Origin of the sequence: Arthrobacter sp. 2RAF6, from assembly GCF_052115205.1 — a bacterium.
Lineage (GTDB): Bacteria > Actinomycetota > Actinomycetes > Actinomycetales > Micrococcaceae > Arthrobacter.
This window is the reverse complement of the sequence record NZ_JBFRGF010000023.1, coordinates 32,209-46,448: the sequence shown is the minus strand read 5'-3', so window position 1 is coordinate 46,448 and position 14,240 is coordinate 32,209. Positions and strand designations below refer to the sequence as shown.

Here is a 14,240-nt window from a genome sequence, read left to right as displayed (position 1 = left end):
GGAATCACCACTTTTCCGGGTGGATCAAGACGGCCAGCAGGTAGCCGAACAAACACAGGCCTGCAATGAACAGGACCAACCACATCACGGCGTCCGCGCTCACTGCCCGTTCACCGGCCCATCGCCGTCGACGATTTTGCCCAGAAGGTGGGCAATCCACATCACGATCCCCATGGACACCACGAAGATCCCCACAACAGCCACGTCGGCCACTGGAACGTCCTTTCATCCGCGCCCCGTTTGCGGGGCTGATGTCAGTCAACTCCTTGGCAGGCCGCGAAAATCGGTTCCTGATGGTTCCTTAACACGGCAGGGCCGAATCTTGACGGATTCTTAACAGGTGCGACGCGACTTCCGGGACATCGACGTTAAGGATTCATCAAGATCGGCTTCAACCAGCGAAAACACCTGTAGTCGGTGCTATCTTCAGCAATGATCGCGGTGCCTGCGCGTCGCGCGGAAAGGACACCATGACTACCCTGAGCAGGCCCCCGGCTGATCCTTCGGCACCACGGCCCGGTGGTATGTCTTCCTTGCGGACGTGGTTGCTGTTCGGACTGCAGGACTCCAAAGGATCGCACCAAGGCCCAGGCGCGGTGGGCGATTCCCATCTGAAGAAGCATTCGTGGTGGCAGGTCATGTGCCTCACCGGCGTCGACTATTTTTCCACCCTGGGCTACCAGCCGGCCATCGCAGCCTTGGCCGCGGGAGTGATCTCCCCCTTGGCCACCATCGTGCTGGTGGCCGTCACGCTGCTTGGCGCCCTGCCTGTGTACCACCGCGTCGCCGGGGAAAGCCACCGCGGCGAGGGATCAATCGCCATGCTTGAGCGCCTCTTGCCACGCTGGGGCGGGAAGCTCCTCGTCCTCGTGCTCCTCGGGTTCGCGGCAACGGACTTCATGATCACCATGACCCTCTCGGCCGCGGACGCCACGGCCCACGCGATCCAGAATCCGCTCGCCCCGGGCTGGCTCCAGGGACAGAACATCCTGGTGACGGTGTTCCTGCTGGCCCTGCTGGCCGCTGTGTTCCTCCGCGGATTCAAAGAAGCCATCGGTGTGGCGGTCGTCCTCGTCATTGTCTATCTGGGCCTCAACGTCGTTGTCGTGTTCGCAACTTTTGTGGAGGTGTTCGCCCATCCGGTTGCAGTGGGCGACTGGTGGCATGCATTGTCGACTTCGCACGGAAACCCGTTCATGGTAATCGGCATCGCGCTACTGGTGTTCCCCAAACTCGCCCTGGGCCTGTCCGGTTTCGAGACCGGCGTCGCCGTGATGCCCCAGATCCGGGGTTACGGATCCGACACCGAGGAAAACCCTGCCGGACGGATCAAGGGAACCCGCAGGCTTTTGAGCACGGCAGCAGTCATCATGAGCTGCTTCCTGATCGCCACCAGCTTTACCACCGTCGTGCTCATTCCGGATCAGGAATTCCAAGCCGGCGGTCAGGCCAACGGTCGTGCCCTGGCGTTTTTGGCGCACCAATATCTCGGGGTCGGGTTCGGCACCGTCTACGACCTAAGCACCATCGCCATCCTCTGGTTCGCCGGCGCCTCGGCCATGGCCGGGCTGCTGAACCTGGTCCCGCGGTATCTTCCGCGCTATGGAATGGCCCCGGGATGGGCCCGGGCGGTGCGCCCCCTGGTGTTGGTGTTCACCCTCATCGGGTTCCTGATCACCTTCCTCTTCAACGCCGACGTCGACGCCCAGGGCGGTGCGTACGCCACCGGCGTGTTGGTGCTGATGACCTCCGCAGCCGTGGCGGTGACCCTTTCCGCGCGTCGCTTGAGGCAGCGCAAACGCACAGTTGGATTCGGCATCATCGCCCTAGTGTTTATTTACACCACTATTGCCAACATCTTCGAACGTCCCGAAGGCATCCGGATCGCCGCGATCTTTATCGTGGGGATCATCGTGATCTCCCTGCTTTCCAGGATCCGGCGCTCCTTTGAACTCCACGCCACCCACGTCCATCTGGACCGCCAGGCGCTGGAATTCATGTCCACCAACCTGAGCGGCCCGATTGCGCTCATCGCCCACGAACCCCTCCGCCTCACCGCGGAGGCCTACCGGGACAAACTCACCTCAGCCATCGAAGTCAGCCACATTCCGGTGGATTACCAGGCGCTCTTCCTGGAAGTGATTGTGGACGATTCCTCCGACTTCGAAACCGCACTCGAAGTCCGAGGCGTTGTGCGGCACGGGCACCAGATCCTCGAAGTCCACGGACCCGTGGTCCCCAACACCATCGCTTCAGTGCTGCTGCACATCCGCGACGTGACCGGCCTCATGCCGCACATCTACTTCCGCTGGACCGAGGGCAACCCGGTCATCAATCTTCTTCGCTTCCTGTTCCTCGGCGAAGGGGAGATCGCTCCGGTCACCCGGGAAGTCCTGCGGGAAGCCGAACCCGATGTCAGCCGACGCCCGTGGGTCCACGTGGGCTGAGGGCGGCTGTAGGACGCCCTGGCAGCGCTGCTGTCAGGGCCGCTCCGGCACCTCGCCGTTCGCTACCGCTTCGATCCAGTCGACCGCCTCGTCCGAAAAGTAGAGCCCCGAAGGCCCATTCTCACCAACCCACCACGCATCGGAAGTAATGACGCCACCAACTCGGGTGATCTCGGCAACCACATCGGGGGACACGGCGTCGCCATTGTTCTCGATCAGCCATTTTTGGGTGGACAGCTTCAGCTTCGGCCACCAGTGCTCAATACTCATGGCCGAAGTCTGACATGCCCGCCGCGAATGCTCGAGCCCTGCCCGTTAAGAGAGTGCTAATTCTTCGCCTGCGGGCGTATGGAAACCGTTAAGACCGGCGGGGACGGGTTCTTTCGGTGATCTGATCGAGGAAAGAATTCCTGGCCACCCGGGCCGTGGACTGGTCTCCGCAGGAGCTGACGTAAGCATGAAGCGCATTGGCTTTACCAACGGAACGGCACCTGGCGCCATGGTTCCGGGCACGCGTCCGAACGACTATGTGGTGGTCGATGACATCGGTGAGTTCACCTACTACCCGTCCGAGGCAGCGATGCTGGAAGACCTCGAGTACGTGGACGAAGCAGCTTGCGTCCTTGACCGGGAAGGCAACGACTGCCGCCTCACCCTGGATAAAGACAGGAACCTGTGCCTCGGGCCCTCGTTCGGGCTTGTGGAATTCAGCTGGCTCCGACAGGCGTGGACGAGCAACCAGCAGAGGAACATGCAGGCCCATCCCTTGCAGCGGTTCTACCCGACAACGCTGGAAGCCCTCCTTGCCGGACTATTTGAAATGCTTTACCTCGAACATGCCGGCAGGACCACAGACGCGCCATGGGTCTTGGACGTGGACGGCGAAGTAACCCACCCAGCGACGCTCCAGGACGTCAGTAGCCTCCTCACCCGCGTGGATCACCTCGAACGAGTCACGGTGCATGACCCCTTCGGCCACGACTACCAGCCAATCCGACACGCAGGGCACCGCTTCTTCTTTCCTGCGGCGGGGTCTGTCTATTTCGTCGAGGTTCCTGGAAGATTCAAGCGGAGCAACGCCCAACACTGAGGCACCACTAGGCCGGCGGCGCCGTAGATTCACGGACCACAAGGTGCGTGGCGAGCTCCACCCGTCGCGAGTCCACTGCGTCACCCCGCATTTGTCGGAGCACGAACCGCAGGGCGGCGCGGCCCATTTCCTGCAGCGGCTGGGACACGGACGTCAGCGGAGGGACCGATTCCTCCGCTTGGTAGGTTCCGTCGAATCCCACCACGCTGATGTCCTCCGGGATGCGGATCTTTTGCCGTCGCGCCTCGGCGAGCACCCCCAAGGCAATGCTGTCGCTCGCGGCGAAGATCGCCGTTGGGCGCTCTTCGAGTTGAAGCAGGGTTTTCATTCCCGCCACACCATTCTCGGAGCGGAAGGGCCCCGACAGGATGTAGCGCTCCTCGACGGGCACCCCTTTCGCCATCAGCGCGGCCATGTAGCCGTGCAGCCGGGCCTGGTTGCATTCCGCCGCTTCCGGCCCACCCAGGTAGGCGATCCTGCGGTGTCCTAGATCCAGTAGGTGGGCCGTGGCAGCCTTGCCCCCGGCCCAGTTGCTGGCGCCGACGCTGACCACGTCACTTGGTGGCGGGTTGAGCGGGTCGATGACAACGATAGGTATCTGCCGCCGTCGAAATGGATCCAGCTGGGCCGAACTGAACGCCGAGGTCACCACGATCATGCCGCTGCGGCCTTCGTCGACGATTCGCTGCGCCCGTTGCTCAAGGCTCAGCTTCGACGCCGATTGCTGGCCGGTGATGTTGAGCAGGACTTCGACGTCGGAGGCGGCCGCGTGCTCCAGCACGCCATTGAGCACTTCCACTCCATACGCCGAATTCAAGGTGTCGAACACAACCTCCACCACCGGACGGCGCCCGGCGATGTTCTTCCGCTGAAGCGGCGACTTGTATCCCGTCCGCTCCAGCGCGGTCAGAACTTTGGCGCGCGTACCGGCGGCAACGTCCTCGCGCCCATTGACGACCTTCGAGACTGTCGGCATCGAGACACCCGCTTCCCGGGCGATGGCGGCCAATGTCACCTTGGCGGAACCTTCATTGCTGACCATGAATCCTCAACTCTTTCGAAATATTTCGTTGACACAAGTCTGGGCGGCAAGGCAAGCAGAGTCAACAACTATTTCGTAAAAGAGTTGAACTTTATGTGCAAATCGCCTTGACGGTGACCCACACCACAGCTAAATTTGCCTAACAGACCGAAAAGATTATCGAAATATTTCGAAGATTCGGATCAAGCGTATTCAGCGGCAGTGCAGCCTCGCTCCCCGAAGGCCGGACTCCCGAAACCAATAGCCGGGCGATCAGCGTCGAGCCCGGAGGACGAATGGAAATGCAAATGGTAAAACTCACGTTGCGCTCAGCGGCGATCGCCGTCACTGCTGCGGCCGTATCGATCTCCCTCGCAGCTTGCGGATCAAGTGGACCGGCAAGTTCGGCAGGAAACGCCGATTCGGCCACCATGTGGGGCCTTACGGGCGGTAACCAGCCCGTACTCCAGAAGTCCATCGATGCCTGGAACAAAGCCCACCCGGACGAAGCCGTCAAGCTCGACTTCTTCGCGAACGACGCGTACAAGACCAAGGTGCGCACCGCCGTCGGCGCCGGTCAAGGACCCACCTTCATTTACGGTTGGGGCGGCGGCGTGCTGAAGTCCTATGTCGATGCCGGCCAAGTGGCCGAGCTGTCGGACTTCGTAGCATCAAACCCCGATGTCAAGAACCGCTACCTGCCGTCCGTGCTCAAGAACGGCGTGATCGACGGCAAGACGTATGCCTTGCCCAACAACAACGTGCAGCCCGTCGTCCTGTACTACAACAAGGAAGTCTTCGATAAGATCGGCGCGCAGGCCCCCAAGACCTGGGATGAACTGATGGCCCTGGTACCGAAGTTCAAGGCAGCAGGCATCGCTCCGTTTTCCCTGGGCGGCCAGTCCAAGTGGCCTGACTTGATGTGGCTCGAATACCTGGTGGAGCGCATCGGCGGACCCGACGTCTTCGCGAACATCGCCGCCAACAAGCCCGGCGCCTGGTCCGATCCCGCCGTCAAGGAAGCCCTAAGCAAGATCCAGGACCTGGTGGACGCCGGCGGATTCGCCAACGGCTTCTCCTCCATCGCAGCCGACAGCAACGCGGACCAGGCCCTCCTCTACACCGGCAAGGCCGCCATGATCCTGCAGGGTGGCTGGATCTACCAGAGCATGAAGAAGGACGCAGCGGACTTCGTCAAGAACGGCAAGCTGGGCTACGTCACCTTCCCCACCGTTTCCGGGGGCAAGGGCGATCCGGCCAACGTCGTGGGCAACCCCTCCAACTTCTGGTCGATCTCTTCCAAGGCCACTGACAGCCAGAAGAAGGCAGCACTCGACTACGTCAAGAGCGGAATGTTCACCGACGCCGACACGCAAGCCTTGATCGACTCCGGCGCCGTTCCCGTGACCATGGGCATCGAAAGCAAGCTGGCCGCATCGCCGGACAAGGACTTCCTGAGCTATGTGTACGGCATGGCGAAGAACGCCCCGAACTTCACCCTCTCTTGGGACCAGGCCCTCAGCCCCGCCCAGGGAGACGCCATGTTGGCGAACCTGGACCAGATCTTCCTGAAGAAGATCAGCCCCGATCAGTTCGTCTCAACCATGAACGCAACGATCGGAAAGTAACCAGTGTCTATCTCAACCGGTTCTTCCCGGCGGGTCCTTGAAAAGGGCCCGTCGGGGTGGCTGGCCGCACCAGCCCTCGTCTTCTTCCTCCTCTTCGCCATCATCCCGCTTTTCGGCGTGCTCTTCCTCAGCTTCACCAAATGGGACGGGCTCGGCGAAATCAAGCTGGACGGCCTGTCGAGCTGGACCACGGTCCTGACTGATCCCGTCACCGGCAATGCGCTGTGGGTCACCGCCAAGATCATGTTCTTCTCGTTCATCGTCCAGGCTCCCATCAGCTTGCTCCTCGGGGTCTTCACATCCGCATCCCAGAAATACCGCGCGGCCCTCGCTGTCCTCTACTTCGTGCCGCTGCTGCTGTCTTCCGCGGCCGTCGCCATCGCCTACAAGGCCCTCCTGGACCCGAACTTCGGCCTCGGCCCGGGCCTGGGCCTTCCGTTCCTCGCCCAGGACTGGCTCGGCAACTCGGATCTGGTGCTGTTCGTCGTTGTCTTCGTCATCGCCTGGCAGTTTGTCCCGTTCCACACACTCATCTACCAAGGCGGCGTACGCCAGATCCCGGCGTCGCTGTATGAAGCGGCCCAAATCGACGGCGCCGGGCGCTTCCAGCAGTTCTTCGCCATCACCTTGCCCCAGTTGAAGTACACGATCATCACGTCCTCCACCCTCATGGTGGTCGGCTCACTGGCCTACTTCGATCTCGTCTTCGTCCTCACCGGCGGAGGCCCCGGCTACTCCACGCGGCTGCTACCGCTGCACATGTACCTGACCGGTTTCAAGGCCAACGATATGGGAGCGGCGAGCGCCCTGGGCGTCATTCTCGTGGTGATCGGCCTTGCCCTGGCCCTCCTCCTGCAGAGACTCGGTGGCAAGAACCGCAACGCAAGCCAATTGGAAGGTGCCTGATGGCTTCCACGACCCAGATTCCCGCACCGCCGGCCCGGCGCACCGCGCTAAGCAAGCAAGGCCACAAGAATGGCCCCGGAACAAAACGGACCAAGGGGCCGGGACGGCTCCGTCCCAACTACCTGGGTGGCCTGGGTGGCTGGCTTTGGCTGGCGATCATCATCGTCCCCATCTACTACGTCGTGGTGACCAGCCTGAAGAACCAAGCCGGGTTCTTCACCTCGAACCCGATGATGCCGCCTACCGAGCCGACCCTGGACAACTACAAGCTAGTCCTGGACAACGACTTCGCGATGTACTTCGCCAACAGCCTGGTTGTCACGGTGGGCAGCGTTGTACCTGCACTCTTTGTTTCGTTCATGGCCGCCTACGCGATTGTGCGGGGCAAGGGCCGGTTCCTGGCGTGGACGAACAACACGTTCCTCCTGGGCCTGGCGATTCCCTTGCACGCCACGATCATCCCCATCTATTGGATGATCACCAAGGCGCATCTCTACGACACCCTGTTGGCGCTGATCCTCCCCTCCATCGCGTTTGCCATTCCCATTTCCGTCCTCATCTTGAGCAACTTCATGCGCGATGTTCCCAACGAGTTGTTCGAGTCCATGCGACTCGACGGATGCTCGGACTGGGCCATGATGTGGCGACTCGCGCTGCCCATGACGCGGCCCGCCGTCGTGACCGTGGGCATCTACAACGCGCTCGGCGTCTGGAACGGCTTCCTCTTCCCGCTGATCCTGACCCAGAGCCCGTCCACCCGCGTGCTTCCGCTGTCCTTGTGGACCTTCCAAGGCGAATTCAGCGTGAACATCCCCGCTGTTCTGGCTTCCGTGGTGCTCGCCACTTTGCCGCTGCTGGTCATCTATGTGGTGGCCCGCCGCCAGCTGCTCAGCGGGCTGACCGCCGGATTCAGCAAATAGCCAACGCTCTTTTGAAATTCACGAAAGGAACACAATGACCACCGCAAAGCCCTTGCGCGTCGGCATGGTCGGCTACGCGTTCATGGGTGCCGCCCACTCGCACGCCTGGCGGACAGCGCCGCGGTTCTTCGATCTCCCGCTGGCCCCCCAGCTCACCGCGCTTTGCGGCCGGAACGACGACGGCGTCCGGGCCGCTGCGCGCAAGCTCGGCTGGGGATCGGTGGAGACGGATTGGCGCCGGCTCCTCGAACGGGACGACATCGACCTCATCGACATCTGCACCCCGGGCAACACGCACGCCGAGATCGCGATCGCGGCCCTTGAAGCCGGCAAGCACGTGCTCTGCGAAAAACCCCTGGCCAACTCGGTCGCGGAAGCGGAGCGCATGACCGAAGCCGCCCAGGCCGCAGCGGAACGCGGAGTGTTCTCGATGTGCGGCTTCAGCTACCGCCGCACCCCCGCGTTGGCCCTCGCCAGGCGGATGGTCGAGCAGGGCCGCCTGGGAACCATCCGGCACGTGCGGGCGCAGTACCTGCAGGACTGGCTCAGCGACGAAACCGCGCCCATGACCTGGCGGCTGGACAAGTCCAAGTCCGGGTCCGGCTCCCTGGGCGACATCGGAGCGCACAGCATCGACGCCGCGCAGTGGGTCACCGGGCAGCAGATCACGGGCGTTTCCGCGCTCTTGGAAACGTTCGTCCACGAGCGGCCGTTGGCCGGTGACCTCGTAGGACTCGGCGGACATGGCGACGTCGGCGCGGATGCGCCGCGCGGCACGGTCACCGTTGATGACGCCGCGATTTTCAGCGCCCGTTTTTCTGGCGACGGGTTCGACGGCGGCGCTATTTCCGCGGGCGCCGTCGGGGTTTTCGAAGCCACCCGTTTCGCCCTGGGACGGAAGAACGCCATGCGCCTGGAGGTCAACGGGACAAAGGCCTCCCTCGCGTTCGACTTCGAAGAGATGAACGTCCTGTCCTTCTATGACGCCGCAGAATCCCCCGACGCGGGGTTCCGGCGGATCTTCGTCACCGAACCCGAGCACCCTTACGCCGGCAACTGGTGGCCCACCGGGCATGGCCTGGGATACGAGCATGGCTTCACGCACCAAGTGGTGGACCTCGTGACCGCGATCGGGGCAAGCGAGCAGCCCTCGCCGTCGTTCGCCGATGCCTTGCAAGTGCAAAAGGTGCTGGCCGCCGTGGAAGCCAGCGCCGCAGAATCCAGCCGCTGGCAAAAAGTCTAGGAGGGAACCTCGATGACAAGACCCATCACACTGTTCACCGGCCAATGGGCCGATCTGCCCTTCGAAGAGGTCGCCCGGCTCGCGGGCGAATGGGGCTTCGACGGGCTGGAAATCGCCTGCTGGGGCGATCACCTGGACCCCTACCGCGCTTCCGTCGACGACAGCTACGTCCAGGAACGGCTCGACATCCTTGAGAAGAACGGCCTAAAGGTCTTCGCGATCGCCAACCACCTCGCGGGCCAGGCGGTGTGTGACGACCCCATCGATGAACGCCACCGGGACATCCTCTCCGATGAAGTCTGGGGCAATGGTGATCCCGAAGGGGTACGCCGGCGCGCTGCCCAGGCCATGAAGGCGACGGCACGGGCCGCCGCACGCCTCGGCGTCAAGACCGTCACAGGATTCACGGGCTCCTCCATCTGGAAAGCAGTGGCCATGTTCCCGCCCGCCTCGGAGGCGATGATCGAGCGTGGCTACCAGGATTTCGCGGACCGCTGGAACCCGATCCTCGACGTGTTCGACGAGGTCGGAGTCCGCTTCGCCTTGGAAGTCCACCCCTCCGAGATCGCCTACGACTACTGGACCGCAAAGCGCGCCCTGGAAGCCATCGGCCACAGGGAGAGCTTCGGGCTGAACTTCGATCCGTCCCACTTCATCTGGCAGGACCTGGATCCGGTGATGTTCCTCCAGGATTTCGCACCGAAGATCTTCCATATGCACGTCAAGGAATCCATCCGCCAGCTCAATGGCCGCAATGGCCGGCTCGGATCCCACTTGCCATGGGCGGATCCGCGCCGGGGCTGGGACTTCATCACCGCAGGCCATGGGGACGTGAAATGGGAGCCGATCTTCCGCACCCTCAATGCCATCGGCTACGAGGGGCCAACCAGCGTCGAGTGGGAAGACGCCGGCATGGACCGACTCGTGGGAGCGCCGCAATCCTTGGCCATGGTCCGGGAACTCGCCGCTATCGCCCCGCCCATCGCCGCCTTCGACGCGGCCTTCTCAAGCCGATGACCATTCGTTTTATCCGGCCGCATTTCTAAGCAAAGGAAACCATGACTGACAAGAAGACCGCCCTGGTGGTCCGTGGCGGCTGGGATGGCCATCAGCCATTCGAGGCCACAGAACTCTTTATCCCGTTCCTCAAGGACAACGGCTATGACGTCCGTGTAGAGGAATCCCCCAAGGTATATGCCGATTCGGCATATATGCCGGGCGTGGACTTGATCGTGCAGTGCGTGACCATGTCCACGATTGAAAAGGACGAGTTCGAGGGGCTCCGCACCGCCGTCGAAAACGGCACCGGGCTTGCCGGCTGGCACGGCGGCATCGCCGATTCCTACCGGAACAACTCGGACTACCTGCACATGATCGGCGGCCAGTTCGCGTGCCACCCGGGCAAACACCCGGACGAACGCATCGGCGAGCAGTCGGACAACTACGTGCCGTACACGGTGAACATGCTCCCAGCTGCCGCGAGCCATCCCATCACGCAGGGGATCAGCGACTTCGAGTTGGTCACCGAGCAGTACTGGGTGCTGTCGGACGACTACGTCGATGTCCTCGCCACCACCACCCAGAAGGTCCGCGAATGGGACCAGTGGAACCGGGAAGTCACCTCACCCGCCATCTGGACCAGGCAGTGGGGGAAGGGGCGGATTTTCGTCTGCACCCCGGGACACCGGGTGGAAATCCTGCAAGACAGCAACGTCCGCACGATCATCGAAAGGGGCATGCTTTGGGCAAGCCGTTAAGAGTGGGAATCATTGGCTGCGGCGCCATCATCGCCCAGTACCTCAAAAACTTCCGCCGGCTGGAGGCCATCGACTTGGTGGCCGTGGCGGATCTCGATCCGGCGCGCGCTCAGGCGGTGGCAGACTCCTACGACGGCGTCCGTGCGGTGACCGTCGACGAGCTCCTGGCGGCGGACGACGTCGAGCTCGTCCTGAACCTCACCATTCCGGCCGCGCATGCGCCGATCGCTTTGAGGGCGATCGCCGCCGGCAAGAGTGTGTATGGGGAAAAGCCGCTCGCCGCGACGACCGCCGAGGCACGGCAAGTGCTCGACGCGGCGCGGGAGGCCGGCGTCGTGGTCGGCTGCGCGCCGGATACGGTGCTCGGCACCGGGATCCAGACCGCCCGCAAAGCGATCGACGACGGCCTGATCGGTGCGCCGATCTCGGCCACGGCAACCATGGTGACGCCGGGACACGAGCGCTGGCACCCCAATCCGGATTTCTACTACCAACCCGGCGGCGGACCGCTGCTGGACATGGGCCCCTATTACGTGAGTGCCCTGGTCACGTTGCTGGGTCCGGTGGTCTCGGTCATCGGAGCAGCAAGCCACACACGGAACTCACGCACCATCGGTTCGGGCCCGCGCGAGGGCGAGGTGATCCCAGTGACCATCGATTCGCACGTGACCGGCGTCCTGGTCCATGCCTCCGGCGCCCTGTCCACGCTTGTGATGAGCTTTGACGCGGTGAAAACCAAGTCACCCAACATCGAGATCCACGGTGCGGCAGGGTCCCTTGTGGTTCCCGATCCGAACCACTTCGACGGCGACGTTGAGCTTTTCACCCTCGGCGCCGACTCCTGGCAGACGCTTCCGGTCTCGGCCGGTTACATCGATTCGGGCCGGGGCTTCGGCATCGCCGACCTCGCCGCAACCCCGGCTGGGGCCGAACCACGTGCTGGCGGCCAACTGGCGTTCCATGCGCTGGAGGTCATGGAATCTGTGTTGGCATCTGCCCACAGTGGCTCAGCGGTGTCGATCGAAAGCACGGTTGCACGGCCGGATCTCGTGGAGCTGACCGCCTTGGCTTCCCCGCTCGCGGAGGTTCAGGGAATCAGCTCGTAGGCTTGGCCCAAAATTCTCCGGACTGAGGTTGCCGCGGCGCCCCTGAGGGCCCCTGTCTGCCCCAGTCCGGAGAACGCCAGCTTTCCTTCCGGGATCAGCCCGGGCACGTGGTGGTCCAAGCTCCGGCGCAGTGCGGGAACGATCCATTCCTCCAGTACGGCGAAATGACCGCCGAGCACGACGGCGGAAATGTTCGCCACCCGCGCCGTGGAGGCAACCGCGATTCCGAGGTAGTGCCCGGCCTGTTCCACCGCTGACACGGCGCACTCATCGCCGTCGGCAAGACGGCTGAGCAAGTGGTCCATTTGCTCAGAGCTCGAATCCCGGTCTATTCCCACAGCGGAATATAAGGCCTCTTGGCCCGCGAACGTCTCAAGGCAACCGTGGCCCCCGCAGGCGCACAACGGGCCGTCCGGATGCACCACCACATGGCCGATCTCACCGGCATGGCCTTGCGGGCCGGCGAACAGCTGGGAATCGATGACCAGCCCGCCACCAACACCCACTTCGCCGGAGATGTACAGGAAATCACGGAACCACTCGCTTCTGCCGTGATCCGCGCCGTGGCCAAACCAGAGTTCCGCGAGCGCTGCGCTATTGGCCTCGTTCGAGAGGGAGACTCCGAAGGGGGCTTCGGGCAGGAGCTTGGGCAGCTCTCCAGAGAGCTCGACGTCGGCCCAGCCCAGGTTTGGTGCGGCCAGCACCACGTTGCGTTCCGTATCCACCAGCCCAGGCACGGTCAGTTCCCCGCCAAGAAGCTCGACGCCGGAGTCCGCCGCCTTTGTTGCCGCCCGCTGCGCCATGGCGACGAGGAGCGGCAGGATGTCTGAGGGTAGGCTTCCGCGGTTATGCCGTTCAAGGGTTTCGTGGAAGGTCAGTTCCCCTGTGAAATCCAGGACTCCCACCGCGAGGTAGTCCACGTTGATTTCCGCGGCCAAGGCACCGCGGGCCGGATTGAGGACAAGGCCGGTTCCGGGCCGTCCGCGTTCGCCGTCGTGGGTGACGCTTGCTTGCCGAACCAGGCCGGATTCGAGCAAGTCGGTGACGATGCTTGAAACGGAAGCCTTCGTCAGGCCGCTTTCCGCGGCAAGCTGAGCGCGTGTGGCCCCACCGCTCTTCTGGATCCCTGCGAGGACGAGAGCCAGATTCTGCCTGCGGACATCGCCCACTCTTCCGGGCGACGTCGTGGCGGACATGTTTCCTCCGGGATCCTGTTTGGCAAGGTGATCTCCATCATCATTCAGTGATCCGAGGTTGCGGTCCATTTGGACCGTGCCGCGCGGTCTGGCGACGATCCTGCGCCGGAGCCGCGTGTCTCCGGCGCAGGAGTCCTCACATGACCGGGACGCTCAGCTGGTGCTTGCCCGGGCCCAGTTCGCTGGGGAGGCCGCCGGGGAGCTCGAGTCACCTTCGTGCAGGAACGGCGACACCCGTGATCCATCGGCTTCTGGCGCAGGATCTCACGCGTGTACACAAGTTACGCAGAGTACACGAAAGGGTTATCATGATGAGTATGGAAACCGTGACCAGTGAAGTAAGCACCCGGGAGCTTCGAAACCACCTGGCTGACGTGGTGGGGCGGGTGAGCTACGGCGGTGAGCGCATCGGCGTGACCCGCAACGGCCGCTTGGCCGCCGTCGTGATCAGCGTTGGCGATGCCGAGGCACTGGAGGCGTACGAGACGGCCCAGGACATCGCCGCAGTCAAGGCCTGGGTTGAGGCTGGTCGGCCCTCGCGCCCGGCCGATGAGCTGAGGAAAGAGCTTGGCATTTGAGCCAGTGGAGCCTGCACACCTCTGCAGACTTCGACAAGGCCGCCCGGAAGATCGACCGGGCCATGCTGCGCCGCGTTTTCACGTACCTGGATGAGGTGTGCACCCTGGATGACCCGCGGAGCCGGGGGAAGGCGCTAACAGCCAACATGGCCGGGTTCTGGCGTTACCGGGTGGGGGACTACCGCGTGATCGTGGCGATTCAGGACGCTCAGCTCGTGATCGTCGCCGTGGCGATGGGGCATCGCTCAGTGATCTACGGCGACTGACAGCCCGGATCACATGGAGAAGGCCCGACACCGAATCTGGTGTCGGGCCTTGCGACGATCCATGCGACAAACCGTATCGGCT

The 14,240-nt window shown here is 63.2% G+C and carries 15 protein-coding genes; 11 read left to right on the top strand and 4 right to left on the bottom strand.

Annotated features, from left to right (window positions below; genetic code table 11):
• Positions 1–4 precede the first annotated feature (4 nt).
• Complete coding sequence (locus AB4Z38_RS16270) at positions 5–85, bottom strand: potassium-transporting ATPase subunit F (RefSeq protein WP_231497388.1); 81 nt, start codon at positions 83–85, stop codon at positions 5–7.
• A 385-nt stretch (positions 86–470) separates the two neighbouring features.
• Between AB4Z38_RS16270 and AB4Z38_RS16265 the strand changes: the two genes are divergently transcribed.
• On the top strand, positions 471–2,447 hold the full coding sequence (locus tag AB4Z38_RS16265; protein ID WP_441430666.1) for an amino acid transporter: 1,977 nt from the start codon (positions 471–473) through the stop codon (positions 2,445–2,447).
• A 33-nt stretch (positions 2,448–2,480) separates the two neighbouring features.
• Here the strand turns inward: AB4Z38_RS16265 and AB4Z38_RS16260 are convergent, their stop codons facing one another.
• Positions 2,481–2,717 (bottom strand): hypothetical protein, encoded by a 237-nt coding sequence (locus AB4Z38_RS16260; protein ID WP_441430665.1) that lies wholly within the window; start codon positions 2,715–2,717, stop codon positions 2,481–2,483.
• A 187-nt stretch (positions 2,718–2,904) separates the two neighbouring features.
• Between AB4Z38_RS16260 and AB4Z38_RS16255 the strand changes: the two genes are divergently transcribed.
• Entirely contained in the window at positions 2,905–3,537 is a 633-nt protein-coding gene (locus AB4Z38_RS16255; RefSeq protein WP_441430664.1) for a hypothetical protein, read from the top strand.
• A gap of 7 nt (positions 3,538–3,544) precedes the next feature.
• Here the strand turns inward: AB4Z38_RS16255 and AB4Z38_RS16250 are convergent, their stop codons facing one another.
• Positions 3,545–4,579 carry a LacI family DNA-binding transcriptional regulator gene (locus AB4Z38_RS16250; protein ID WP_441430663.1) on the bottom strand — a complete coding sequence of 345 codons (1,035 nt, stop codon included), beginning with the start codon at positions 4,577–4,579 and terminating at the stop codon, positions 3,545–3,547.
• Positions 4,580–4,866: 287 nt separating this feature from the next.
• Here AB4Z38_RS16250 and AB4Z38_RS16245 point away from each other — a divergent pair, with 287 nt between their 5' ends.
• Genes AB4Z38_RS16245 through AB4Z38_RS16215 form a run of 7 tightly spaced genes read left to right on the top strand, consistent with a single transcriptional unit; the run spans position 4,867 to position 12,118 of the window.
• Entirely contained in the window at positions 4,867–6,186 is a 1,320-nt protein-coding gene (locus tag AB4Z38_RS16245; RefSeq protein WP_441430662.1) for an extracellular solute-binding protein, read from the top strand.
• Positions 6,187–6,189: 3 nt separating this feature from the next.
• A complete protein-coding gene (locus tag AB4Z38_RS16240) occupies positions 6,190–7,092 on the top strand; it encodes a carbohydrate ABC transporter permease (RefSeq protein WP_441430661.1) in 903 nt (300 codons plus the stop codon).
• On the top strand, positions 7,092–8,012 hold the full coding sequence (locus AB4Z38_RS16235; RefSeq protein WP_441430660.1) for a carbohydrate ABC transporter permease: 921 nt from the start codon (positions 7,092–7,094) through the stop codon (positions 8,010–8,012). The genes AB4Z38_RS16240 and AB4Z38_RS16235 overlap by 1 nt, the downstream gene beginning before the upstream one ends.
• A 34-nt stretch (positions 8,013–8,046) precedes the next feature.
• Positions 8,047–9,255: a Gfo/Idh/MocA family protein gene (locus AB4Z38_RS16230; RefSeq protein ID WP_441430659.1), complete on the top strand. Its 1,209-nt coding sequence runs from the start codon at positions 8,047–8,049 to the stop codon at positions 9,253–9,255.
• A 12-nt stretch (positions 9,256–9,267) separates the two neighbouring features.
• Positions 9,268–10,272, top strand: coding sequence for a sugar phosphate isomerase/epimerase family protein (locus AB4Z38_RS16225; protein ID WP_441430658.1), 1,005 nt, complete (start codon positions 9,268–9,270; stop codon positions 10,270–10,272).
• Between the two features lie 41 nt (positions 10,273–10,313).
• Complete coding sequence (locus AB4Z38_RS16220; protein WP_441430657.1) at positions 10,314–11,012, top strand: ThuA domain-containing protein; 699 nt, start codon at positions 10,314–10,316, stop codon at positions 11,010–11,012.
• Positions 10,997–12,118 carry a Gfo/Idh/MocA family protein gene (locus AB4Z38_RS16215; protein ID WP_441430656.1) on the top strand — a complete coding sequence of 374 codons (1,122 nt, stop codon included), beginning with the start codon at positions 10,997–10,999 and terminating at the stop codon, positions 12,116–12,118. Before AB4Z38_RS16220 ends, AB4Z38_RS16215 begins: the two co-directional genes overlap by 16 nt.
• Here AB4Z38_RS16215 and AB4Z38_RS16210 read toward each other — a convergent pair.
• Complete coding sequence (locus AB4Z38_RS16210; protein ID WP_441430655.1) at positions 12,100–13,314, bottom strand: ROK family transcriptional regulator; 1,215 nt, start codon at positions 13,312–13,314, stop codon at positions 12,100–12,102. The two genes, AB4Z38_RS16215 and AB4Z38_RS16210, sit on opposite strands and share 19 nt — an antisense overlap.
• Positions 13,315–13,622: 308 nt before the next feature.
• Here AB4Z38_RS16210 and AB4Z38_RS16205 point away from each other — a divergent pair, with 308 nt between their 5' ends.
• Both AB4Z38_RS16205 and AB4Z38_RS16200 read left to right on the top strand, forming a co-directional pair.
• The gene (locus AB4Z38_RS16205) at positions 13,623–13,892 is read left to right on the top strand and encodes a type II toxin-antitoxin system Phd/YefM family antitoxin (RefSeq protein WP_441430654.1); all 270 of its coding nucleotides are present in this window, start codon (positions 13,623–13,625) and stop codon (positions 13,890–13,892) included.
• Positions 13,889–14,158: a type II toxin-antitoxin system RelE family toxin gene (locus tag AB4Z38_RS16200; protein ID WP_441430653.1), complete on the top strand. Its 270-nt coding sequence runs from the start codon at positions 13,889–13,891 to the stop codon at positions 14,156–14,158. Before AB4Z38_RS16205 ends, AB4Z38_RS16200 begins: the two co-directional genes overlap by 4 nt.
• Positions 14,159–14,240: the final 82 nt, after the last annotated feature.